This is a genomic window from Cobetia amphilecti, from assembly GCF_032923285.1.
In the GTDB taxonomy this organism is placed as follows: domain Bacteria; phylum Pseudomonadota; class Gammaproteobacteria; order Pseudomonadales; family Halomonadaceae; genus Cobetia; species Cobetia amphilecti.
The window spans coordinates 1989980-2014030 of sequence record NZ_CP136695.1 but is presented as its reverse complement, the minus strand read 5'-3'; the positions used below and the strand labels follow the sequence as shown (position 1 = coordinate 2014030).

21 protein-coding genes are annotated in these 24051 nt (G+C 62.2%); 8 read left to right on the top strand and 13 right to left on the bottom strand.

What is annotated here, in order from left to right; genetic code table 11:
- Positions 1–168 precede the first annotated feature (168 nt).
- From R1T44_RS08650 to R1T44_RS08630, 5 genes are read left to right on the top strand one after another with little or no spacing between them, the layout of a single operon-like run.
- Positions 169–1668, top strand: coding sequence for an ABC transporter substrate-binding protein (locus tag R1T44_RS08650; RefSeq protein ID WP_175090543.1), 1500 nt, complete (start codon positions 169–171; stop codon positions 1666–1668).
- Entirely contained in the window at positions 1668–2945 is a 1278-nt protein-coding gene (locus R1T44_RS08645) for an alkaline phosphatase family protein (RefSeq protein ID WP_317292887.1), read from the top strand. The genes R1T44_RS08650 and R1T44_RS08645 overlap by 1 nt, the downstream gene beginning before the upstream one ends.
- Before the next feature lies 1 nt (position 2946).
- Positions 2947–3891, top strand: coding sequence for an ABC transporter permease (locus R1T44_RS08640; protein WP_054555884.1), 945 nt, complete (start codon positions 2947–2949; stop codon positions 3889–3891).
- Between the two features lie 7 nt (positions 3892–3898).
- Positions 3899–4798, top strand: coding sequence for an ABC transporter permease (locus R1T44_RS08635; protein ID WP_043332303.1), 900 nt, complete (start codon positions 3899–3901; stop codon positions 4796–4798).
- Positions 4799–4821: 23 nt separating this feature from the next.
- Positions 4822–6786 (top strand): ABC transporter ATP-binding protein, encoded by a 1965-nt coding sequence (locus R1T44_RS08630; protein WP_317292886.1) that lies wholly within the window; start codon positions 4822–4824, stop codon positions 6784–6786.
- A 392-nt stretch (positions 6787–7178) separates the two neighbouring features.
- On the opposite strand, the gene R1T44_RS08625 is transcribed toward R1T44_RS08630, so the two are convergent.
- The 9 genes from R1T44_RS08625 to R1T44_RS08585 all read right to left on the bottom strand — a co-directional run bounded on the left by R1T44_RS08625 (position 7179) and on the right by R1T44_RS08585 (position 15053).
- Positions 7179–7526 carry a hypothetical protein gene (locus R1T44_RS08625; RefSeq protein WP_043332305.1) on the bottom strand — a complete coding sequence of 116 codons (348 nt, stop codon included), beginning with the start codon at positions 7524–7526 and terminating at the stop codon, positions 7179–7181.
- A 77-nt stretch (positions 7527–7603) separates the two neighbouring features.
- Positions 7604–7942, bottom strand: coding sequence for a hypothetical protein (locus R1T44_RS08620; RefSeq protein ID WP_175090547.1), 339 nt, complete (start codon positions 7940–7942; stop codon positions 7604–7606).
- 69 nt (positions 7943–8011) lie between these two features.
- The gene (locus R1T44_RS08615; protein ID WP_054555881.1) at positions 8012–8350 is read right to left on the bottom strand and encodes a hypothetical protein; all 339 of its coding nucleotides are present in this window, start codon (positions 8348–8350) and stop codon (positions 8012–8014) included.
- Positions 8351–8415: 65 nt separating this feature from the next.
- Complete coding sequence (locus tag R1T44_RS08610; protein WP_317292885.1) at positions 8416–8760, bottom strand: hypothetical protein; 345 nt, start codon at positions 8758–8760, stop codon at positions 8416–8418.
- Positions 8761–9597: 837 nt separating this feature from the next.
- Positions 9598–10692, bottom strand: a complete 1095-nt coding sequence (locus R1T44_RS08605; protein WP_317292884.1) for an ADP-ribosylglycohydrolase family protein — start codon at positions 10690–10692, stop codon at positions 9598–9600.
- 308 nt (positions 10693–11000) lie between these two features.
- The gene (locus R1T44_RS08600; protein WP_317292883.1) at positions 11001–12041 is read right to left on the bottom strand and encodes an Ldh family oxidoreductase; all 1041 of its coding nucleotides are present in this window, start codon (positions 12039–12041) and stop codon (positions 11001–11003) included.
- A gap of 31 nt (positions 12042–12072) precedes the next feature.
- A complete protein-coding gene (locus tag R1T44_RS08595; RefSeq protein WP_054555879.1) occupies positions 12073–13401 on the bottom strand; it encodes a TRAP transporter large permease in 1329 nt (442 codons plus the stop codon).
- Entirely contained in the window at positions 13398–13913 is a 516-nt protein-coding gene (locus R1T44_RS08590; RefSeq protein WP_043334025.1) for a TRAP transporter small permease subunit, read from the bottom strand. Before R1T44_RS08590 ends, R1T44_RS08595 begins: the two co-directional genes overlap by 4 nt.
- A gap of 81 nt (positions 13914–13994) precedes the next feature.
- Positions 13995–15053 carry a type 2 periplasmic-binding domain-containing protein gene (locus R1T44_RS08585; protein WP_043334026.1) on the bottom strand — a complete coding sequence of 353 codons (1059 nt, stop codon included), beginning with the start codon at positions 15051–15053 and terminating at the stop codon, positions 13995–13997.
- A gap of 338 nt (positions 15054–15391) precedes the next feature.
- Between R1T44_RS08585 and R1T44_RS08580 the strand changes: the two genes are divergently transcribed.
- Complete coding sequence (locus tag R1T44_RS08580) at positions 15392–16000, top strand: helix-turn-helix domain-containing protein (RefSeq protein WP_172978641.1); 609 nt, start codon at positions 15392–15394, stop codon at positions 15998–16000.
- A gap of 115 nt (positions 16001–16115) precedes the next feature.
- On the opposite strand, the gene R1T44_RS08575 is transcribed toward R1T44_RS08580, so the two are convergent.
- Positions 16116–16523, bottom strand: coding sequence for an RcnB family protein (locus R1T44_RS08575; protein ID WP_284727488.1), 408 nt, complete (start codon positions 16521–16523; stop codon positions 16116–16118).
- An 803-nt stretch (positions 16524–17326) separates the two neighbouring features.
- Here R1T44_RS08575 and R1T44_RS08570 point away from each other — a divergent pair.
- Both R1T44_RS08570 and R1T44_RS08565 read left to right on the top strand, forming a co-directional pair.
- Positions 17327–19087 carry a purine-cytosine permease family protein gene (locus tag R1T44_RS08570; RefSeq protein ID WP_153635513.1) on the top strand — a complete coding sequence of 587 codons (1761 nt, stop codon included), beginning with the start codon at positions 17327–17329 and terminating at the stop codon, positions 19085–19087.
- Positions 19088–19227: 140 nt separating this feature from the next.
- A complete protein-coding gene (locus R1T44_RS08565) occupies positions 19228–20709 on the top strand; it encodes a mannitol dehydrogenase family protein (RefSeq protein WP_279836685.1) in 1482 nt (493 codons plus the stop codon).
- 116 nt (positions 20710–20825) lie between these two features.
- Here the strand turns inward: R1T44_RS08565 and R1T44_RS08560 are convergent, their stop codons facing one another.
- From R1T44_RS08560 to R1T44_RS08550, 3 genes are all read right to left on the bottom strand, one after another.
- On the bottom strand, positions 20826–21722 hold the full coding sequence (locus R1T44_RS08560; protein ID WP_153635511.1) for an EamA family transporter: 897 nt from the start codon (positions 21720–21722) through the stop codon (positions 20826–20828).
- Positions 21723–22057: 335 nt separating this feature from the next.
- Positions 22058–22876 (bottom strand): phosphonoacetaldehyde hydrolase, encoded by an 819-nt coding sequence (gene phnX, locus R1T44_RS08555; RefSeq protein ID WP_317292882.1) that lies wholly within the window; start codon positions 22874–22876, stop codon positions 22058–22060.
- Positions 22877–22889: 13 nt separating this feature from the next.
- The gene (locus tag R1T44_RS08550) at positions 22890–24029 is read right to left on the bottom strand and encodes a 2-aminoethylphosphonate--pyruvate transaminase (RefSeq protein WP_317292881.1); all 1140 of its coding nucleotides are present in this window, start codon (positions 24027–24029) and stop codon (positions 22890–22892) included.
- Positions 24030–24051 lie beyond the last annotated feature (22 nt).

The following is a 24051-nucleotide window of genomic DNA, read 5'->3' as shown; positions in this document are numbered from 1 at the left end:
AGCGTTGCCGCAGTTCGACCGTCCCGGCGGGCTGCGCCACGAGCCAACCAACGGCCTGCCTGTCGGCCTGACCCGGTTTTGCGGAACCTGCTTGCTGTCACTGATGACCGTATCTGACCACTGTCCCTGACTACCGTCCCTGACCGTTGCCCTTGCCTGGAGCCTGACATGAAGAAGCCCTTGATCGCCGCCATCGGCCTTGCCGCCTTCGCCCAACTGGCCGTCCCCCAGCTGGCCCATGCCGAGACACTGCGCACCCCGCATTGGGTCGAGTTCAGTGGCAAGGAGTCGCTGGACCCCATCTCCCCGACGCGCTTCTACTCGGCCAACCAGCTGATCTACAGCCGCCTGGTCCGTCAGGGCAGCAAGGGCGAGCCGGTGTCGGATCTGGCCTCCGAGTGGCAGGCCAACCCCGCTGCCGATGAGTGGACCTTCACGCTGCGTGACGGAGTCAGCTTTCACAATGGCAAGGCGCTGAGCGCGGATGACGTCATCTACAGCTTCACGCGTCTGCTCGACCCCGAGCGCGATGCCCCGGCACGTGCCGCGCTGTCAGTCATCGAGGACGTCAGCGTCAATGAGGCCGGCCAGATCGTGTTCCGCCTCAGCCAGTCCCATGCTGACCTGCCGATTCTGCTGATGGATTACCGCGCCAAGATCGTGCCGGTCGGCTTTGATGACGACACTTCACTGCAGGGCATCGGCACCGGCCCCTTCAAGCTGGTCGAATTCGATCCGCAGGGTACCACCACCTTCGAAGCCTTCGCTGACTACTGGGAAGGCGCACCGAAGCTGGATGGCATGGACCTGATCGGCATTCCCGATGACAACGCCCGCACCCAGGCATTGCTGGCCGGCCAGATTGACTGGTCGGGCTGGAATGGCGTCAACGCCCAGCAGCTGCGCCTGTTCTCCAGCAATCCGGCCTACCACTACGACTCCATCGCCACCGGCGACTGGCGTGGCATGGTGTTCCGCGCCGACGACGAGGTCTTCCAGGATGTGCGCGTGCGCCGTGCGCTGCGTCTGGTGGCCGACCGTGAAGAGATGGTCAACCTGCTGTTCGGCAAGGGCGGCGCCACCATTACCTGTGACAATCCGGTCTGGAATGGCGATCAATACAAGCTGGCGCAGCAATGCCCGCAGGACCTCGACACCGCTCGCAGCCTGCTGAGCGACGCGGGGTATGCCGATGGGCTGGAGATCGACGTCTACACCAGCGGCGTCGACAACTACTTCCGCCCGATGACGGAGCTCTACCAGCGTCAGGCAGCCGAGGCCGGCATCACCGTCAACGTGCACAACGTGCCCGCGGCGGATTACTGGAACACCGCCTGGATGAAGAAGCCGGCCTTCACCACGGCCTGGGGCCAGCGCCCGACCGATCAGGTGCTCAACGAGATCTTCCAGAGCGAGGCCAACTGGAACGAGTCGGCCTACAAGAACCCCGAATTCGATGCCCTGCTCGCCAAGGCGCGCGCCACCCTGGATGACGAAGCTCGCACCGAGCTCTATCACCAGGCCCAGGCGCTGCTGACCGAGACCGGCGCGACGCTGATTCCCTTCCACCTCAACAACAACCGCGTCATGAAGCGTGAGGTGCATATCCCGGCAGTCGAACACTTCGCGATTCGCTGGCACCAGGTCGACAAGCAGGGAGAGAGCTGATGTCCCGCCCTGGCCTGATCCTGATTCTGATGGACGGCATCAGCAGTCAGCGCTTCGCCGAGACGCGGGCGCGCCTGCCGCATCTCGATGCCCTTGCCAGAGACGGCCTGCTGATCGAGCGCCTGGGTGCCGATACCAATGCCAATTCGATGCCCGCGCGAGCGGGCGTCCTGACCGGGCAACCGGCTCAGGTGCACGGCATCTATTCCAACGGTATCTATTCCAACGGTATCTATTCCAACGGCATCCATTGCCCCGGTGCTGAGACGAAGACGGAGTTTGCGTCTGATACAGGGACTGAAACGGATAGCAACAGTCACGCCTCAGACGCCAGCGCCACTGCAGGGCATTTTCGCCCTGCAACGGTCGAGGACCTGCGTGGCGAGACCCTGCTCGAGGCCGCGCGCGCGGCAGGACTGCGGGTGGCCAGCCTCGGCTTCGGGCTGGCCCGCCCCGAGAGCTGCGACTGGTATCTGTCGCCCTGGTGGGAGGAAGGCGACCTGCGCGCGCCGCGTCTGAATCACTGGGATGCCCGCAATGACGCCCTGATGCGCGCGATGAGCAATGACCAGCAACTGCTCAACGAGGCACTGTCGCTGATCGAGCGCGAAACGCCAGAGCTGGTGCTGCTCGAACTCAACACTCCCGATTACTGCCTGCATGTGCATGGCAATGATGACGCCCTGGTCGATGGGGCCCTGATGATGGTCGATGCCCAGCTTGGCAGCCTGCTGGCCGGCCTTGAGGCCATCAACAAGCGCGAGGCCTATCACCTGTGTGTCTTCAGTGATCATGGCCATGCCCCGGTCCAGCGGGCGCTGGTGGCAGACCGCCTTCTACCGGATGTCGCGCTGCAATGTGATGGTGGCCTGTTGCTGGTGGCCTGTGATGATGACGAACGCCAACGCGAGCAGGCCGCGCGCCTGGCCGAGTTCGGCGTCACGCCGCTTGCGGCGGCCGACTTCCTGCCCCCGGGCGTGAAGCATATCCAACTCTATCAGGCACCGCCTGGCATGAGCTTCGAACCCGCCTGCAAGCATGCCCATCACGCAGAGCTGGTGGCGGCGCCCGGCTATGTCTCCACACACGGTTTCGGCCCCGGCGCCACGTCGGATCAGCGCTTCGCCATTCTGCATGGCCCGTCAATCACTGCGGGCGAGCGCCTTGAACTCGAGTCACTGGCCCTCCACCCGCGCCTGCGTCAGGTGCTGGGCCTGCCGCCCCTCTGTGAGGCTTCGACGCCACAGCGGGCACGTGATCTTCAAGAGGTGAACTGAGATGTGGGCAATGCTGTTGCAGCGCTGCCTGTATGGCGGCTTCACGCTGGTCTTCGTGGCCTGCGTGGTGTTCTGGGTGATCGAGATGCTGCCCGGCGACTTCTGCGTCAACTATCTGGGACGCAGCATGACACCGATCAATCTCGCCCAGTGTCGCGCCGAGCTTGGCTTGGACACGCCGGTGACGACGCGCTTCGTCAGCTGGTGGGGGCAGTTGCTGAGTGGTGATTTCGGCACCTCGCTGACCAGTCGTGCACCGGTCAGCGATACCTTGATGCCGCGTCTGGCCAACACCTTGCTGCTGGGCGGCATCGCGACCGTGATGGCCATTCCGCTGGCCATCCTGCTGGGGCTGATCGCGGCGCTCAAGCGCGACAGCTGGATCGACTCCAGCCTCTCCAGCCTGGTGCTGATCGCCATGACGGTGCCGGAATTCATCAGCGCCACCCTGCTGACCCTGGCCTTCGCCATCTGGCTGCCGTGGTTCCCTGCCATCACCGTGGCCGGTGCCAACGAGAGCCTGTGGAACCTGCTGCCCGGTGTCTGGCTGCCCGCCATCACGCTGGCGCTGGTGGCCATGGCACACATGATGCGCATGACCCGCTCCAACACCATCAGCGTGATGGACAGTGACTTCATGAACATGGCGCGTATCCGCCAGCTGCCGCGCTGGCGACTGGTGATCCGTCATCTGGCACCGGCCGCCCTGCTGCCGACCATCAGTCTGGCCGCCATGACCATCGCCTGGCTGCTGGGCGGCGTGGTGATCGTCGAACAGGTCTTCAACTATCCGGGGCTGGGGCGCCTGATGATCTCGGCCATCAATGACCGCGACATGCCGGTGGTGCAGGCCTGCGCACTGGTGCTCTCCGTCACCTATGTGCTGTGCAATCTGGTCGCCGACATGCTGGTCATCGTGCTCAATCCCAAACTCAAGACAGCCTGAGTCACTCATGAACGCTTCTTCCTCGACGACCGCACGCGGCCCGCGACTGGCCCTGGCCAGCCTGCCGGGTCAACACACCCTGGCGCTGCTGTGGGCCAATCGCCAGGGCCGCCTGGGCCTGGTGCTGATCGGCCTGCATCTTCTGCTGGCCGTCGCTGGCCGCTGGCTGGCGCCCCATGACATCTCTGCGGGTGACAGTCTCGCTTCACTGCTGCCCCCCAGTGCCGAACATTGGCTGGGCACCGACCAGCTCGGCCGCGATGTCCTCAGCCGCACCCTGGCCGGGGGCCGCGAGGCCATCTACACCTCGCTGCCGGCCGCCGTGCTGGCCGTGGTATGGGGCAGCGCCTGCGGCATGCTGTTGGCCATCATCGGCGGGCGGGTCGAGAACATCGCCATGCGTCTGGTGGACGCCCTGCTGTCGATTCCCTGGCTACTGTTCCTCTTGCTGGTCATCGGCGTGATGGGCCCCGGCCCGCTGGTCTTCATCCTGACTCTGGGCATCTTCTATGGCGTGGCGGTGGTGCGCGTGATGGTCACTGCGTGCCGCGAAGTGCTGTGCCTTGACTATATACAGGCCGCACGACTGCGCGGCGACAGCCTGATGCGCCTGCTGTGGCGCGAGATCAAACCCAACGTGCTCGACACCATCCTCGTCGAGCTGGCGATGCGCTGGTCCTGGGCATTGCTGGCCTTCAGCTCGCTGTCGTTTCTCGGCTTCGGCGTCTCCCCGCCGACCCCGGACTGGGGGCTGATGGTCGCCGATGGCCGCGGCTTCATGTCGTTTGCGCCCTGGGCCGTGCTGCCGCCCATCGTGGCGCTGTCCAGCCTGATCATCGCCATCAATCTGGTCGCCGACACCCTGGCCAAGACACTGGGCATCGACCGTGCGGGGCGCCCCGAATGATTCCGAACTCCAAAGGTGACGCCATGACGGACAACGCCGTGATCCGCGTTCGCGATCTCAACATCGGCTTTCATGATCGCCAGCAGACCTGGCGACCCGTGCTCCGCGGTATCGACCTGAGCCTGGGCCAGGGCGAGATTCTGGGTCTGGTGGGCGAGTCCGGCAGCGGCAAGAGCACCTTGGCCACGGCCATGCTGGGCCTGTTGCGTCGGGGCAGCCTGGTGCGCACCGGCGAGGTGAGTGTCACCTCACCTGCGCCCGCCTCTGGCTCCACTTCTGCCACCGCCTCCACTTCTGCCACTGCCTCTACTTCTACAAGTCCTGACCCTCTTCACGACGAGCACCGCCGGCTGAGCTTTCATCATCAGCCGGGGCGCTGGCTGGGCGAACTCAGGCTCGGGCTGGTGTCCCAGCATGCCGAAAAGGCCATGACACCCCACCTCACGCTCGGCAGCCTGCTGTGCGAGACGCTGTTGTCACAGGGCGTGAAAGGCAAGGCGGAACGCGAACAGCAGGCCGTGGCATGGCTGCGACGCGTCCACCTCCCTCATCCCGAAGTACTGATGCAGCGCTATCCGCACCAGCTTTCCGGCGGACAGCAGCAACGCGCCAGTCTGGCGCTGGCCCTGGCGCAACGCCCACGAGTGCTGGTGATGGATGAGCCGACCACCGGACTGGATGCCAGCACCCAGAATGAGATTCTGGCGCTGTTGACCTCACTGCGCGCTGAGCTGGGCATGAGCATCGTCTTCGTCAGTCATGATCTGGGCGCGGTATCTCACCTGTGTGACCGCGTCGCGGTGATGTACGCCGGTCAGCTGGTGGAGGTCGCCGCGACTCGCGACTTCCTGAATGGCCCGCGCCACCCCTATGGACACGCGCTGCTGGCCGCGACTCCGGGCAGTCAGTGCTATCGACCTGACGCCGCGCTGGAAGGCACGCCGCCCCTGGTGGGAAGCGCCATCAAGGGCTGTGCCTTCGCACCGCGCTGTCCGCGCGCAAGTGTAACGTGCCGTGACAGCGTGCCGAGCTGGCAAGGTCGCTACGCCTGTCATCATGCGCTGGAAGGTCACGCAATGGCGGCAAAGGAGAGCGGGAAAAGTGCGGAAAGACCCCAAAGTACGAAAAGTGACACAGCAACCGATGAGCGGACGGATAGCGTAAAGCGCGACTCGCAGTCAGCCACGTCGCTGGACATCGCGCCGCTGCTGGCCGTGGAGTCGCTGAACCTGTGCTATCGCATGCCCGGCTGGCTGGCGCGCCTGCGCGGTGAAACGCCGGTGCTTACCGTCAGCGATGTGGCATTCTCGCTCCAGCAAGGCGAGACGCTGGCCTTGATCGGCGAATCCGGCAGCGGCAAGACCTCGATCCTCAAGGCGCTGGCCGGCCTGCTCTCCCCCGTCTCCGGACAGCTCAGTCTGCGTCAGGAGCCCTTGGCGGGATTGGTCGCCGAGCGGCGTCCGGTGCAGCGTCAGAAGATCCAGTACATCTTCCAGCATGCCAGCACGGCGCTGAATCCTCGTCTGACCGTGTTCGAATCCCTCGCACCGGTGCTGTCTCGCTGGTTCGATCTCAAGGGCGATGGCGCCCGCCAGCGTGCCCAGTCATTGTTGGAAGAGGTGCGCCTGCCCGCGCTCTATCTCGACCGTCTGCCCAGCCAGCTGTCGGGGGGCGAGCAGCAGCGCGTCGCCATCGCCCGCGCGCTGGCCGCCGAGCCCGACATCCTGCTGTGTGACGAGATCACCTCGGCGCTGGATGTCTCGGTACAGGCGGCCATCATTCGTCTGCTGCAACGCCTCAAGCGTGAGCGCGGCCTGAGCCTGGTCTTCGTCACCCATGACCTGGGGCTGGTCAGTCATTTCGCGGACCGCGTACTGGTGCTGCGCAATGGCCGCACCGAGCATCTGGGAGATGTCGCAAGCCTCGCCACAGGGGACCTGCCGCCCTATGTGCAAACCCTGATGGAGGCCAAGCTGGTCGCGGCATGACCCGGCTTTCTGTCCCACCATTCTGTCCCGCCCGCCTGTCCCGGCTGCCTCTCCCTGCTGCCGATCTCCGCTGCTGATTACCTTCATGCAACGAAAAAAGCCCACCAATGGCGGGCAGGGAATGTCGGGACAGGACATTCAGGACAGGAAAGCGTTTGAGCAAGGGCTCTGCAGATGACGACGAGTGCGCACTTCCACACTGGCTTCCACTCAGCCAAAACACTTGCTCAAGCGTTCTTCTCTCTCACGTATTCTTCTCTGGGACACTGACCATCATGACGCGACACGATGGTCAGTGGGTCCATTCAGCAACTGACAGGGGCAAGTCGATGGCATATCGGCATCCTTGGCTGTCTTGCAGAGTCGGAGGATGTTCATCCGCCGACGAGAGATCATGCGCTTTCGTTCAAGGCATGCTCGACGCGTGTAGCAGAGACACTCTTGCCAGCATCGTTGACGTAATCAGCCGAATCGCTCGCCAGTGCACGGGTGGTGCCCTGGATGCCGGCGTTGCTGATGGACTTCTGGACGCGGCTGGCAGCGACACTCATGCCGGTTTCCACGGCGTCATCGTGATGCAGCGCGGCTTGCTGAGTCACCGGCTGTGCCTGGCCCATGATCACGCGATCACTGAGGGTGGCACGGACGCGGGCATCGGCTTCGCTGTCATTGGCAGAGGCCACGCCAGTGGCGGCAACGGACAATGCGGCAATGGCAAATAGAGACTTGAGGGATTGCATGGGGGTTCTCCTGTCGAAAAAGGTCATGTCAGTGCAGACACCTGGCCTGCAAGCGCCTGACGCAGACGTCGGGCGTCTCAGACGTTGACGTCGCTCACGGTGTGACGAACACGGGTGCCGGCAACGCTATCGCCGGAATCATTGGCGACATCGAATTCCTGCAGATGGATGGAGCGATCATGGCCACGGATCTCGTCGTCACCGGATGCCACCTGGAAACGGCCAGCAGCGGTGCTCATGCCGGTTTCCGCGAAGGTCGCCTGGGCGGTCGGAGCTTGCTGGGCAGAGCCATGGATGACGCTATCACTGACGTTGTGCTGGACGCGCTTGGCAGCCGGGCTATCGTCGGCGGCGAAGGATGCAGTGCTGACGGTGGCGAGTGCGGCAGCGGCGATCAGAGTCTTGAGAGTGTTCATGGTGTATCTCCTCGATAAAAAGCAAAGCGATGATCAGACCCGGCAATCCAGGTCAGGCTTGACGATGGTTCAGACGTTGCTGTCATTCAGGGCGTGCTGGACGCGAGTCGCTGCGACACTCTTGCCGGCATCGTTATCGAATGCCTGGCTGGCAGTGGCCACGGTGTGCGACTGACCATGGATGCGATCGGCACTGATGGACTGCTGAATGCGACCTGCCGCGACGCTCATGCCGGTTTCCGCGAAGCTGGCTTGCTGGGTAGCGGCTGACTGAGCGGTGCCGACGACGACGTCCTGGCTGATGGACTGCTGGACACGCTGGGCGGCCGGGCTGTCGTCCGCGGCGAAGGTGGCGGTGCTGACGGTAGCGAGAGCGGCGGCGGCGATCAGAGTCTTGATGGTTTTCATGATGAATCTCCTCGATGAACAAAGTGGTCAGTGGGCGTGAGTGCCCGGGCAAGAGGCTGAATGACTCAGACGTTGCTGTCGCTCAGGGCGTGCTGAACGCGAGTCGCTGCGACACTCTTGCCGGCGTCATTGTCGAAGGCCTGCTCGCGGCTGACGGTGGCAACACCCTTGCCTTCGATGGCGGACTGATTGAGGGCAGTCTCGACACGACCTGCGGCAACGCTCATGCCGGTATCGGCGAAGGTGGCCTGGGCAGTCGGTGCCTGCTGGGCAGTGCCGACGACGACGTCCTGGCTGACGGACTGCTGAACACGCTGTGCGGCCGGGCTGTCATCCGCTGCGAAGGAGGCAGTGCTCACGGTAGCGACAGCGGCGGCGGCGATCAGAGTCTTGAGGTTCAGAGTTTTCATGGTGATTTTCCTTTGCTTGTCCTGGGCGATGTTGCCCTTGTGATGTCGTGTGCAGTCTCGGCTGCACCCGTCTAACTTGTTAACAGACTAATGATTATTGCGCTATCACACTAGCCGTGTTGCTGGCAGCTCACTGTTTCCATCAAAGAACCAGATTGCGATGCCTTGTCATTGCCTCGGTACCCGTAAGTGATGAAGTCCCTCATCACGAAAAACCCTTGCAAGCTTTTTGCATCACTTATGTACAACTATGAAGGTGCATGTCGCCAGTGATCGAATGTCGATCAGTCACTCAGGTCTGCTCCGGTACCGCTGCCTGACACTTCAACTTTGGTCGCGATCATGAGGAAGGCATTCGTCAGCAGTATGTCTTTCCACCCTGCTGAAACCCTCACCGTTGTGCTTGTAGAGTCTTACGCTTGAGCCAACGGGTTGGATGCATGCCATCTTCAAAAAAGTGGAAGGCGTCTTGACAGGCGCCAGCCATCGACCGAATCCAGACTGCCGTTTCGTGCAATTTGGAATGAGCGCATTGTGGACGAAACCCGCCACGCGAGATATCCCTCCACTGGAACAGCATTGATTCCAACATCGAACCAATACCTCGCTCATCTGACCAGCTGAACAGACACTCATCTACGACTTTAGTAATAAGAACAGTATTATCAACCGCTTACGAAGCCCGTGGACGCCCTCTCAAGTCACCCGCATCAAGCGCTCCCTGCGCCTCTGCGCTCCCCTTGCATCGCGACGGGTGATGAAAATTGTTATCCAGACACCAAAACGCGGAGCCACTGGAAGATGGCTCCGCGTTTTTTCATGCTGCTGCACCGCGACTCAATAACCCGGATATTTCTCCCAGGCCCACTTTTCATCCTTGCCACCACCATCGGTGTAGAGCTCCCAGCGGGGACAGTCGTGCAGGTCTTTGGCGATCTCGCCGATCACATCACGCAGCTCAAGGGGCGCCAGCCAGTCACTCGGTATCGCCTCCTCGCCCCATTGCGCCCCGAGCAGATTGCCCGTGATGGCCCCGGTGGAATCCGAATCCCCGTCGTGATTGACCGCGAGCTGAATCGCAGAGCGGAAATCCAGGGCAGTGAGCGCGCAGTAGACAGCGATTGCCAAGGCTTCTTCCGCGATCCACCCCAGCCCCAGCAATACCACTGCGGCCGGTGCCGACGTCTCGGACTCGGCCAGCGCGCGGGCTTGCTCCAGGGCCTTCAGGGTGTCACCACAGCCCGGCTTGCGCTCGAGAATACGCAGAGCATGCGCGAGTCCCTGTGCCATCGAATCCCCCGCCACTAGACACTGGATCATCACCGCCAGCACGCCGCCGGTCAGCTGCCCGGTCACGTGCCCATGGGTCAGCGCACAGACCTCTTCTCCGAGTTCGAAGCACATCTCATGGGAGGCTCCCATCGCATGCGCGAACAAGCCGACAGGTGCCACACGCATCACCCCACCACAGCCCTTGCTGTCGTTTTGCGCCTTGTCACCGTAGGCACGCATCTGCTTGAGCGCTGACAGGCATGTCATGCCTGGGGCGCGCCGCGAATGGAGCTCGCGTTGCTTGATCAGCCAGCCACTGTCCAACCATTCCTGCTCGGTCTCCTGCCGCGAGCGTTCGCCCTGGGTGTAAAGCCAGCGCTCGTAGGCGCTGCTGACCAGACCACTTTGCGTCGTGATGCCTCTCAAGCAGCCACGCACATGACTGCGCAGCAGGCCCTCGGCAGTAAACAGCGTCATCTGCGTATCATCGGTAATCCGCCCCAGCCCACCATAGGCCGGCGCATAGTCGGCTATTCCATCACTGCCGAAGCGCGCCTGGATCTCCTCGTGCGACAGGAATTCCACCGCCGCCCCCAGGGCGTCACCCACCGCACCACCCAACAGGCAACCACGAAACCGCGATGTCATCTCAAGCGTCATGTGCCTCTCCCCTGCGTGACCTTCAGGTGGCGTCAGCCACCCTCAATAGGTCTTACGCTATCAGCATCTGCGCATTTGCTGAAAAGCAGGCTCAACCAGTGGTGCACATATTCAGGCAGAACTGGATGGGCGCTCAGTATCGGCAGGCGTGAGGTTGGCAGCACCGATGACAAGGCCGATGACAAGGCCGACGATAGAGACCCTCATACAGGAACGGCCGCCCAAGGGCGGCCGTTCTTCTTCATGCAGTTGTGACTTTCCGCGGTGTGCTCTCAGCGATCACTCTACTGCTCGGTCTACACGGAGGTTCAGGAGGCCAGCTTGAGGATATCGTCATACAAGGCTCTCGAAAGCGTGACGCCCTCTTCTTGATGCTTCTGGCGAGCTTTGAAGCGACGCTCGGAGGATAGCCTTGCGCCCTGCTGCTTCACGAGCTCGAACAGCCTTTCAGAGCGCAGCATGTGCTGCTGGGCGCTACCGCCAGTGAGGCGCACGGGATCTATCGCGATGATCAACTCCCCATGATATGGCAGGCTCCCCTTGCCCTGATCGTGTTCGCTGGACTCGATACTCAGCATGTCGCCGATCAGCGGCCCTGCAATCAACTCGATCATGATCGCCAGCGCAGAGCCCTTGTGATCACCGAAGGGCAGCATCGCGCCATGGTCCAGCACTTCTGTCGGGTCCTGTGACGGCTCGCCCGCTCGATCGACACCCCAGCCGAGCGGAATCTTGTCCCCTTGGCGACGATGCAGCTCGATATCGCCACGCGCGATGGCACTGGTGGCGAAGTCGAATACGTACGGGTTACCGTCCTCGCGCGGCCAGCCAAAGGCGAGGGGATTGGTCCCCAGCAGAGGCTGACTGCCACCATACGGGGCCATGTACGACTGGGTCGGATTGCAGGCGATAGCGACCAGCCCTTCACGCGTCAGCCGCTCGATCTCTACCCACAATGCCGTGCCATGCACGCAATGATTGATGGCCAGAATGGCAATGCCATTGGCTCGCGCCTTGTCGAGCAGCTCAGGCACGCCCTGCTGGAAGGCCAGCGACGAGAAGCCCCCCCTGGCATCCACCTTGACGATGGAGGGCGCCGTATCCTCGATGATCGGCACGGCGTCCGGCACCACACCGCCATTGTTCAGTGTCGCGACGAACCCCATCAGGCGATAGAGCCCATGGGAGCGACAACCGTCCATTTCCGCCGCTACCAGCGCGTCACTCATGGCATCGACATGTGGCTCACTGAACCCATGGTGGCTCAGCACCTCGTGACATAGCGTCTTGAGCGCTGCCCGATCGAGATTGACGTCCATTCCTGTCTCTTCCTGTGTTGCATCACTCATACGAACTCATTCCTTTCCAATAAGGTGTCCATCATTTCCATGACGGTCCGCTGATGGCATCAGGCAACCACAGCGCCAGTCCCGGGAAGGCCAGGATCAGCGCCAACACCACCAGCTGCAGGAAGATGAAGGGCATCACTCCCTTGTACATGTGCTTCAGCGTCACTTCAGGAGGCGTGATGGCACGCAGATAGAAGATGGAGGGCGCCAACGGCGGTGTCAGATAACTCGTCTGCATCACGATCAGGAAGGCCACGCAGAACCAGATCTCATCGAACCCGAGCAGGCCGATGACCGGCATCGCCACGGGGATGACGATCAGGACCACCGAGATCATGTCGAGCACGAAACCGGCCAGGAAGGCGATCAGGAGGATGGCGCCAAGAATCAGCCACGGGCTCAAGCCGGTATCCAGCAGCAACGACTGTACGGTGGCCATCCCGCCGGAGGCGAAGAAGACGCCCGCGAACATGTTGCCGCCCAGCACGATCAGCAGAATCATCGCGGTGATGTTGAGTGTGCGTACCGCCGCGTTCCACAGGATGGACAGCGTGAGATTGCGATACCCCAGTGCCAGCAATACGGAGCCGAGCGCCCCACAGGCCGCCGCTTCCGTCGGCGTGGCGATGCCCATCAGAATCGTGCCCAGCACCACCAGGATCAGACTCATGGTCGGCAGCAGCGCACTCAGGGTAATGGTGAGCAGCTTGCCCCACCCCGGATGCTGCTCATCTTCCTTGAGTCGCGGCGCAAGTGCTGGCTTCAGCGCACAGACCACGACGATATAGAGGAGGAACAGCAGCGCCATCAACAGCCCCGGGATCAGCAGACCACTGAACAGTGATCCGACAGAGACCCCGGCTACAGGCCCGAGAATGACCACGGTAATGGAAGGCGGAATCGCCGTGCCCAATGAGCCACTGGCACAGATGGTGCCGGAGATCAGCGACTTGTCGTAGTGATGCTTGAGCATGACCGGCACGGCCAGCATGCCGATCACCGCCTCGGTGGCCCCGACGACACCACTGGCGGCGGCGAAGATGGTGCCCATGATGACCGCACCGACGCCCAGCCCGCCGGGCATCCGACGTGTCCACAGATGGATGGCCCCGAACAGTCGCTCGGCAATGCCGGAATTCTCGAGCATCGCGCCCATGAAGATGAACAAGGGCACGGCAGCCAGAATGGAATTGGACGCCGTGTCCTCGATCTTGGTCAGCAGTTGATAGGCCGCGGCATCCCCGAACTGGGCAACACCAAAGACGGTAGCGACAACGATCATCGAGAACGCGATCGGGAAACCGAGCACGATCAGAGCGATGAGCGCAGGGAACATGATGAGGGCAATGAAGTCGCTCATGAGGACACCTCCGCGCCATGATCATGGCCCAGCAGTGTGCTCCAGAGCTTCAACATCTCCGCGATCACCTGCAGCGTCAGATAGACGAAGCCCAGCCACCACACGCCGAAGACCGGCCAGATCACCGGATTCCAGGCAGAACGTCCGGAGCGCTCATTGCTGGAGAACGCCTCGAGCGCATAGAGCGACAGCTCCCAGACAAGCCACATCAGTACCGGCAGCAACACCGCATAACAGGCCAGATGAACTCCAGCCCTGAGACGCGGTGCAAAATTCTGGCTCAACACATCCACACTAACGTGCTGGCCGACACGCAGGGCATTTGCCATGCCAAGCATGAAGATGGCGCCCATCACCATGTAGCTGACTTCAAACGCCCATAAGGTGGGCTTTCCCAGCACATAACGACTGAAGACTTCATAGACCAACGCAAGCACCAGCGGCAGTATCAAGACTGCCCCCAGATACCCGGCCCAGCGGGTCTGGCGCTCAATGACAGCGACGATTTTCATGGCAACTCACCAGGATGACGACAAGGAGAGAGCCCGGGCGATACAGGTATCGCCCGGGCCAGAGACATCATTCAAGAGGAATCAGCGTCCCATTTCCCCGATCGGCAAACGGTAGTCCTGCCAGGTCGTCATGCTCTGTTTGAAGGTACGTTGCGACTCAAGCACACGTGCGAACCACTCATTCTCGCCCGCCTTCTCATCTTCCCAGGCACGGGTCTCTTCGTAGATGGCATCGATGAAGGATTGATCCAGCTGCACGATTTCGTTGGGGCCTTCCTCCAGCTCCTTGAAGGCCTTGAGATCGGCAAAGGAGCTATCCAGCCAGGACTCGAACACGCTCAGCTTGCCCGCGAGGCGCAACTGGTTCTGCTGGGCTTCGCTCAGCCCGTCCCAGGCATCGACATTCACTTCACACTCCAGAATGCCGCCCGACTGATGGATGCCGGGCAAGATGACGTACTGCGCGACATTCTGGAAACCCGTCGGCTTGTTGAGCTCAGGACTCCCCCACTCCGCGGCATCGATTACACCGCGATCCAACGCCGTATAGATGTCACTGCCGGCCATCACCACGGTAGAGGCCCCAAGACGTGAGGCGATTTCAGCCCAGGCACCCGAGGTTCTCAGGCGCAGTCCCTGGAAGTCCTCAAGCGTCTGCACCTTCTTGCTCGAGTGCAGGAAAATCTCGGTGCCCAGGGTCGAGCACGGGAAGGCCACGACGCCGAACACCTCGCGACGGAAGGCTTCATAGAGCTCGACACCGCCGCCCTCGTACATCCACAGCATGAATTCTTCCGGTGTCAGGCCGCTGGAGTGCCCGGCCAGCAGCGCTGCCGTCGGGTCAGTTCCGTAGTCATAGTTGATGTAGTTGTGACTGATCTGCGCGACACCGGACTTCACGGTATTGGTGACGCGCAGCGCGCCGCCCAGGGTGCCACCGGGGAATACCTGGATGCTCACGTCGCCATTCGTCAATTCGCTTGCATAGTCCGCGAAGGTCTTGGCATCCCGTTCAAGCCAGGGCCCACCGCCCCACGGGGTCGCCATCTTCCACTCGACGTCCGCCGCCTGAGTCGTGGCAGTCGCCAACAGGCTGGCAGCGATACCCATGCCGAGGAGCTGTTTCTTGAAGTCGTACATTTTTGTTTTCCCAAGATTATTTTAATTAGAGTGCAATGCCATGCGTACCTGCAGGCGAATGCCTGATACAGGCTGAGGCCTGATACACGCCCAGTGGGCGGCCACTGTCGATTGCGCATTCGCCTCCACAATTGCATATACGCAATATTGGGTCAAATGTGGATACCTGCTCGACATTTTGCTCGTGGAAGCCCTAAATGGACGCCATCATGGCGCTTACGCCTCTCTCCTGCCGTGGCATGACTTGATGACTCGCGCCCATGTGCCACACAGGCGCTGAGCAACGGCAAACGGCGACAGACGCCACCCAGCAGACAAACTCGATGGAGCACGCTGACATGACACCCCACCAGGAAACGCCGATCGCGCTGAAGCACCGAGAACGCAAGGCAGGCGCCATTGGTGACAATCTCAAGGCACTACGCAAGGAGAAGGGACTGACCATCGCGGCCGTGGCCAGCGCGTCAGGTATCTCGGCGGCCAGCGTGTCGAGAATCGAGAATGGACGTATCTCGCCGACCTTCGAGGCGATCGTGAATCTCGCTAGGGGCCTGAAGGTGGATGTCAGCGAGCTGTTCTATCACACGGAGGACGCGGCATTTCGGGGTTGGCTCGCGTTGACGCGAGCACAGGAGGGAGACGTCATCGAGACGCCCAACTACCGCTATCGACCGCTCTGCAACAATGTGGCGTCCAAGGAATACATGGTATTGGAAACCACCGTGCTCAATCGCAGTCTCGAGGAGTTCGGCGGCCTGCAAAAACATTCCGGCCAGGAACAGATCATCGTGACCAGCGGCGAGGTGACGGTCTGGACCGAACTCTACGACCCCATCCAGCTCAAGGTCGGTGACAGCCTGGCCTTTGACAGCACCCTCGGACACGCCATCACCTACAACGGTGACACCCCCGCGACCATGACCTGGGTATGCAGTGCCTACGCGTGAGGGGATCGAGCCTCATGTGGACAGCACTTTCCACTGAAGATCGGACATGAAAAAGGGGCCTCATCAGAGGCCCCTTTTTCATCGTCTTGCTTAGCGCAGCCTGTTGGCCACTAATTCAGCGATTGAGAATGATGGCCGTGATCGCGCCACCCGCCACCGCGGCCAGCACATAGCGCCCATCGATGTTCAGCCAACGATGCCCGCGCGGCGGTTTGGAGAGGTGACGATGGTGCCAGTCCTTCACCCAGTAGCGGCTGTCGGAGTAGTAATGACGCGGCAGGTGGTCGCCACGGCGCCACTGGTGATGGCGGCGCGCCTCATGACGGCGGCGTTCATGATGACGCTGCTGCTTGTGGTGCTGCTTGTGGTGCTTCTTGTGCTGTTTGCCATGATGGCCGCGGTCGTGGTGGCCATGCCCACGGTCATGATGCCCATGGCCTCTATCGTGCGGTCCTGCTTGGGCCAGCGGGGCTCCCAGCAGCGTGAATATCATCATCAGAATGGTCAGTGTGCGCGTTCGCATGGCTGGCCTCCTCGCCTTGCCCCGTCGCCAATCAAGCGCTGGGAGTCGTGTTGGGGGCTTCCTGGTTAGGAAACAGTGTTGCGCAACCTTAGCGAGAACTGGGGAACGCCGCAAGATGTCTCATTTTTCTCGTTCTTTGTCGTTATTTCATGCACTTTCCGTCGCATTATGCCGAAACCGATGTCGCCACTGACCAACACCCACCTTTATATGTCGCCACCTCTATAGCGCTCTCTATCGTGCTCTTTCGCAGCGACCCGACTTTCGCTGCCCTTTCCGCTGCCCTCTCCGCTTCCCTTCCCGTTACTCCTTTTCCCCTTTCGACTCTCGGGCCTCGATCAGGAGCCTGCTGAGGCATGGCAAGAAAGCGACGATGCCTGTACGCCGATCGCACCACATCGGTGCAAGACTACCCTCAGAGTTGTGAGATATCTGGCCCTGGATCGTTGGCCGTTTTAGCCAGGACACAATGCTTCAGGCGCCGAACGGGGTGTGAGAACGGAAAATTCATTTTGCTGAATCGTGTCATTGAATCGAGACACCAACGCGCAATCCCAGATTTCATGCGGCCTTCAGCGCTTTCCTGACTTCCATAGTCATGATCACTCGAGGTCATAGCCCAAAGTTCAAGCACGCGGGCTTTGCGTTTTGATGACCATTCACCGATCATTTGCACCACGCCTGAGTCATTTGATCGATAATAGACGATCTACCCTCGTCATCGCCGACAGGATCGCCAAGGCGGCTGCGTGACATCTCGGGTAGGAGCAGCAAGACAAGCCGTAAAAAAACAGGAGCCAATCATGGCCAGTACTGCGCCAGATTTGGATCGGCAGATCGCCCATATGGACGATGAGCTACTGCCGGTGCCACGTCATAAACTGCACCGGTGGCCGCACTTTGCCGGTCTCTATGCCGCCGAGCACGTTGCCGCGACCGAGTTCGTCATCGGTGCCACCTTCGTGGCGCTCGGTGCCGGTATCTGGGATATCCTGCTGGGCCTGCTGATCGGCAATGGCCTCGCAGTGCTCAGCTTCTGGTTGATCACGACGCCAATCGCGATCGAGACCCGTCTGAGCCTCTTCACCTATCTTCACCGTATTGCCGGTGATTCGATGTCACGGCTCTACAACTGGGCCAACGTGGTCATATTCACCGCCATATCGGCGGCCATGATCACCGTTTCCGCCACGGCGGTCAGACTGCTGTTCGACATTCCGGCCCAGACCCAGGCCTACCCCACCAGCTTCGAGTTCATCCTGCTGGCACTGGCCGTGGCGGCCATCGTGGTACTGGTCGCGGTCTATGGCTTCAATGCCCTGACCGAATTCGCCAGCATCTGTGCCCCGTGGCTGATGCTGATGTTCACCGTCGGCGGCATGGTTCTGCTGCCGGAACTGGCAGAGTCCGTCACCGGTGAAACCAGCCTGAACAGTTTCTCGAGTTTCATTGATGTCGCCGGCAGTACCGTCTTCACCGGGATCAACTCCCAGGGCGAAGCGGGCATCGGCATCTGGGAAGTCATCGGCTTCTCCTGGGCGGCCAACACCTTCTCCCACTTCGGTCTGATCGACATGGCGCTGCTGCGCTATGCCAAGCGTATGCGCTCCGGCCTTGCGACCAGCACCGGCATGATGTTCGGCCACTATGTCGCCTGGATCTCCGCCGGTCTGATGGGCGCGGCCACCGCAGCCGTCGCCGGTATCAGCATCGATGTGCTGGAACCGGGCGAAGTGGCGTTGCACGCCCTTGGCGCCGCTGGCTTCGTGATCGTGGTCGTCGCAGGCTGGACCACCGCCAACGCCAACCTGTACCGCGCGGGCCTTGCCGCCCAGTCGGCCATGCCGAACCTGTCGCGCAACAAGGCGACGCTGGCCGTGGGTATCTGCGTTGCCGTGCTCAGCTGCTTCCCGTTCGTCTATCGCAGCATGCTGCCGCTGCTGACCTATGCGGGCCTGGTGCTGGTGCCGGTCGGCGGGATCATCTTCGCTGAGCATCACCTGTTCCCGAAACTCGGCTTCAGCCGTTACTGGGCGCGCTACAAGGGCGTGAAGCACAACACGCCGGCACTGGCAACCTGGGCGCTGTCACTGATCTTCGGCTTTGGCCTCGAGACGGTCGACGTGATCCCGTTCTACTACCTGTTCCTGCCGACCTGGTTCGTCTCCATCATCCTCTACACCCTGATGGCCAGATCTGCCGGTGCAGCCGACTCCTACCCGAAAGCCGAAGCGGCCGAGCGGGAATTCCAGGAGCGTGTCGAAGCCCTGCACGCCAAGCAGGCCGAGACCACCAACCACGCACCGGTCAAGGACACTTCGGGTCTGACCAAGGCCATCAAGGCCGTCTGGATGGTGCTGGGCCTGGCGGTGCCGATGGTCCTCGCGCTGCGCGTACTCTTCGGCAGCCCGGACCTGGCCAGCTACGAAGCGAATCGTGAGTTGTTCTATGACGTGACCATCTGGTCGACGATCATCTACTTCATCTTCGCGTACTGGGAGCTGCAGCGCAGCAAGGCGCTGTTCAACAAGCAATCCCCCAAGCAAGCGGCCACCGCTAGCTGAGTCGGCAGGGGCTTGCCCCCTGCCATGCCAGCGGCGAAGGAAGCCTGAATCACACGGGTGACCTTCGCCGCTGGCCGTTACGACCTACCCTTTCTTTACCCATCTCGACTCGACCGCGACACGCGGCAGGAGACCTCCCCATGACCCGTCTCTCCAATGCCAGTCTGACTCAGCTGGACGCCAAGGTAGCCACTCCGAACTATGACCGCACTGCGGTCAGCGCCGGTATCGTCCACTTCGGCGTGGGCGGTTTCCATCGTGCGCACCAGGCCATGTACCTCGACGAGCTGATGAATCAGGGCAAGGCGCTGGACTGGGGCATCGTCGGCGTCGGCGTGATGCCGGGCGACCGCCGCATGCAGGAAGCCCTGGCCTCGCAGGACCACCTCTACACCGTGGTACTCAAGCACCCGGACGGCAACTATGAGCCGCGCGTGGTGGGTTCCATCATCGATTACCGCTTTGCCCCGGACTCCCCGGATGCCGTCATCGAGCTGATGGCCGACCCGGCGATCCGCATCGTCTCGCTGACCGTCACCGAAGGTGGCTACAACTTCCACCCGGTCACCGGCGAATTCAATCTCGAGAACGCCGACGTCCAGCACGACCTGGCCAACCCGGGGGAAGCCAAGACCAGCTTCGGCCTGATCACCGAAGCCCTGGCACGTCGTCGCGAGCGTGGCGTCGCCCCGTTCACCGTGATGTCCTGTGACAACATCGAAGGCAACGGCAACGTCGCCCACAAGATGTTCACTGCCTACGCGCGTGCACGTGATGCAGAACTGGCGGCATGGATCGAAGCCGAAGTCCCCTTCCCCAACTCCATGGTCGACCGCATCACGCCGGTGACCACGCCGGCTGACATCGAAGAGCTGTCCTCACGTTTCGGCGTGGAAGACGCCTGGCCGGTGGTCTGCGAGCCCTTCACCCAGTGGGTGCTGGAAGACCACTTCGCCCATGGCCGCCCGGCCTTTGAAGATGCCGGCGTGCAGCCGGTGGAAGATGTCGAGCCCTATGAGCTGATGAAGCTGCGTCTGCTCAACGCCGGTCACCAGGCGCTGTGCTACTTCGGCTATCTGGCCGGCTATCGCTACGCGCATGAAGCCTGCAACGACCCGCTGATCGTCGACTTCCTGCTCGGCTACATGAACGAGGAAGCTCGCCCGACGCTGGCCCAGCTGCCGGGTATCGATCTCGACGCCCATTGCCGCACGCTGATCGAGCGTTTCGCCAACCCGGAAGTCAAGGACACCCTCGCGCGTCTGTGCGCCGAGACCTCCGACCGCATTCCGAAGTTCCTGATCCCGGTGGCACACGCACAGCTCAAGACCGACGGCGAACTGCGTCGTACCGCAGCCGTCGTGGCCAGCTGGGCACGTTATGCAGAAGGCGTGGATGAGCAAGGCGAGACCATCGACGTGGTCGACCCGCTGAAGGACGAGCTGATGGAGCGTGCCAGCCGTCAGCGCGAAGAGCCGACTGCCTTCCTGGACAACCGTGAACTGTTCGGTGATCTGGTCGATCAGCCGCGCTTCCGCGACGCCTACCTGGCAGCGCTGAAGAGCCTGCACGACAACGGCGCGCGCGCCACGCTGGAAATGCTGGTGGCAGACGCCAAGTAAGCATGGCGGTGCAGGGGTTCACGACAACGTGATGCCCCGCCAGCGCCCGCAGAAAGACAAAAGCGAGATAGGCAGCCGCCTGTCTCGCTTTTTTGTGCCTCATGCCACGCCTTTCCTCACACCAGCGCAACGGTCCAGAGTCCCGCCAGCATGATGACGATGCCGATCCACTTGGCGATGGCCGCTCGCTCGCGCAACCAGAGCACCCCGAGCATCACGCCCAGCGGGATCGACAGTTGACGCATCGCTACGACGAGGCTGACCTCCGCCGTCAGCGTCATGGCAACCAGCACCAGCCCGTAGGTCGCCATCACCATCACGCCGGTCAGCACCATGCTGCCCCGCTCCCCCCGCCATAGCGCGGGCAGGCGGCGACGCTCTGCCGGCAGCAACATCACCAGCAGCGCGCCCCAAGCGACGGTCATGATGGCCTGCAACACCAGAAAGACAGCGCCCGCCGAGGTGGGCGAGTAACCGACACTCACCATGATATCCAGCGCCTGCTTGTCGATCAGCGAATAGCCGGTGGTGCCGACTGCTGCCAGCAGCGCGAACCCCAACGCGGGCGTCAGGTAGGTCGAGGGGCGCAGGCCCTGCGGACTGCTCAAGGGCAGCACCAACGCGCCGAGCACGATCAGCCCCATGCCGACCAGATCCAACGCCGTGAGTGCCTGACTGCCCAGCAGACTCAGTGACACCAGCGGCACCAGCACCACCGGCAAGGCCCGCGCGATGGGATACAGCACACTGACCTCGCCGCGCGCATAGGCCCAGGCAAGTCCGCCCATGTAGAGCACCTGACAGAGGCCGGTGGCCACCAGCCAGCCCCAGAATTCAGTGGGCAGCACGGCAAACGATGGCCCCAGTCCCAGCAGCGGCGCAAAGATCAGCGCACCACTGGCCATGGCCAGCATGAAGAAGGCCAGCGACGGCGCCCGCCCCTTGCCGAGCAGATTCCAGCCGGCATGCAGACAGACCGAGATCAGGATGAGTCCCAGCGCCAGTGGGCTCAAGAGGCACTCACGGCAATCGTGTGGGCTTGAACTTGAGCTTGAGCTTGAACATGAAATTGGGCTTGAGAGTGAGCTTGCCCGTGCATGGGGACAGGCATGCGGACGGGCATGCGGAAATGACGGGCTTTCAGGGCAACCAGGCGGCAATCGCCAATGAGCATATGTCCTTACCTTTTGCGAGAAGACGCCAGCCTCAAGGCCTTGTGCAAGGACCCGAGGCTGGCGCCTGAAGGGGTGGAGTGAAGTGGTGGGGTGAAATGGTAGATCAAGGTGGGCGAGCGAGGTGACAGGCAGTGCAGCATCAGGCCTGGCGTCGCCACCCCGTCACCAGGCTGTCAGGGGCGCTCACCGCGCGCCAGACGCGCCTCGATCTCGCGGATCACCTCGGGCAGCTGCGCGATGGTGTCGATCATGAAGTGCGGCCCGGACGGCGCGAACTGGGCTTCGATTCTGCTGCGCCTTTCATTGAGCTCTGCCTCTGACAGGGCCATGAACGCTGCGTGATCCAGCCCCATGGCGTTGCCAGAGCAGGTCAACGCGACCGTCCACATGCCGGCACTGCGACCTTCCAGCAGCCCCGGCGCCGTGTCATCCACCTTCACGCAGGCCGCCACGTCAGTGATGCCCAGCGCGATGACATTGGCCAGAGACTGCGCCGGAGAGGGTCGCCCCTTGGGCACCTCATCGGTGGCCACGACATGATCCACCACCAGCCCATTGCCCTTGCCCCGTGCGACCACCTGCTCGAGCACCTCGCGGGGGTAGCCGGAGCAGGAGCCGATCTTGATGCCCTTGTCGCGCAACCCGTTGATGACCTCGAGCGCGCCGGGAATCAGTGCGGAGTGCGCCCCGATCTTGTCGATCTGCAGCGGCATGAAGCGCTCATAAAGCGCCGTGACATCGGCATCACTGGGGGCGTGGCCACGGGCCGCCTCGAAACGGGCCGCGATCGCAGGGTCATCACAGAGGGTGCGAATGTGTTCCCATTTGCCCATGCCCATCGGGCCGCGCGCCTCTTCCAGACTGATTGCCACGCCGATTTCCGCGAAGGCCTCGACGAAGATCTGGGTCGGCGCGAAGGAGCCGAAATCCACCAGGGTGCCGGCCCAATCGAAGATGGCAGCCTGCAGACGATCCGGGGTGTGATATTGCATGACAGTTCTCCAGTCAGTTAAGTGCGACAGCGTCAGCGCACGGGCGGGCATCGTCGACACCCAGGGTGGCCAGCGCGTCATCCACGGCGGCCAGAAGTTGATCCATCACGCGGACATCCAGCTGCCCGATGCTACCGATGCGGAAGCTCTCCACGTCGGTGAGCTTGCCCGGGTAGATGATGAAGCCACGTGCCTTGAGCTCGGCGTAGAAACGTGAAAAGTCGAAGTCGGGGTGTGCCGGGCTCAGAAAGGTGGTGATGATCGGCGACAGCCAGGCATCGTCGAGCAGGGTCGTGAAGCCGCGCTGACGCATGCCTGCCACCAGTCGCTGCATGTTGGCGTGATAGCGGGTGTGGCGGCCCGCGACGCCGCCCTCCTCGGCGTGTTCCTTCAGCGCCTGGTGAAACGCCGCCACCACGTGAGTCGGCGGGGTATAACGCCATTGCCCAGTGCGCTTGAGGTACTGCCATTGATCGTGCAGGTCCAGCGACAATGAGTGGCTACGCCCCTGTGCCGCCTGCAGCGCATCGTGCCGAGCGATCACGAAGCCGAACCCCGGCACCCCCTCGAAGCATTTGTTGGCCGAGGAGATCAGCGCCAGAAACGGAGTACGTTGCGCATCGATCTCCAGCGCCCCGAAGCCACTCATCGAATCGAGGATCAGCTCACGACCGTGTGCTGCCACCACCTCGGCGATGTCCGCCACCGGATTGAGCATCCCGGAGCTTGTCTCGCAGTGAATCATGGCGACATGACCGATCTCGGGCCTTGCCGCGAGTCTGTCGGCCACGGCCTTGGCACACGGCGCCTCGGCATCGCCCCACGCCAGCACGTCGCAGTCGCGTCCCATGCGAGTCAGCAGACTGACCAGCCGCTTGCCATAGGCGCCATTGACCAGCACCAGCGTCGTACTCGTCGGCTCGATCAGACTGCCCAGCGCCGCCTCGACCGCGAAGGTACCGCTGCCCTGCATCGGCACGCACTCATGGTGCTCACTGGCATTGGCACAGCGGAGCAACTGCTGGCAGATCTCGGCGGTCTTGGTGTTGAAGTCCTGATCCCAGGAGCCCCAGTCCTTCATCATGGCGGCCTTGACGCTCGCACTGGTGGTCAAGGGACCGGGAGTCAGCAGGTACGGATGTTGAATACTCATTGGTATATACCAGTTAATTTGC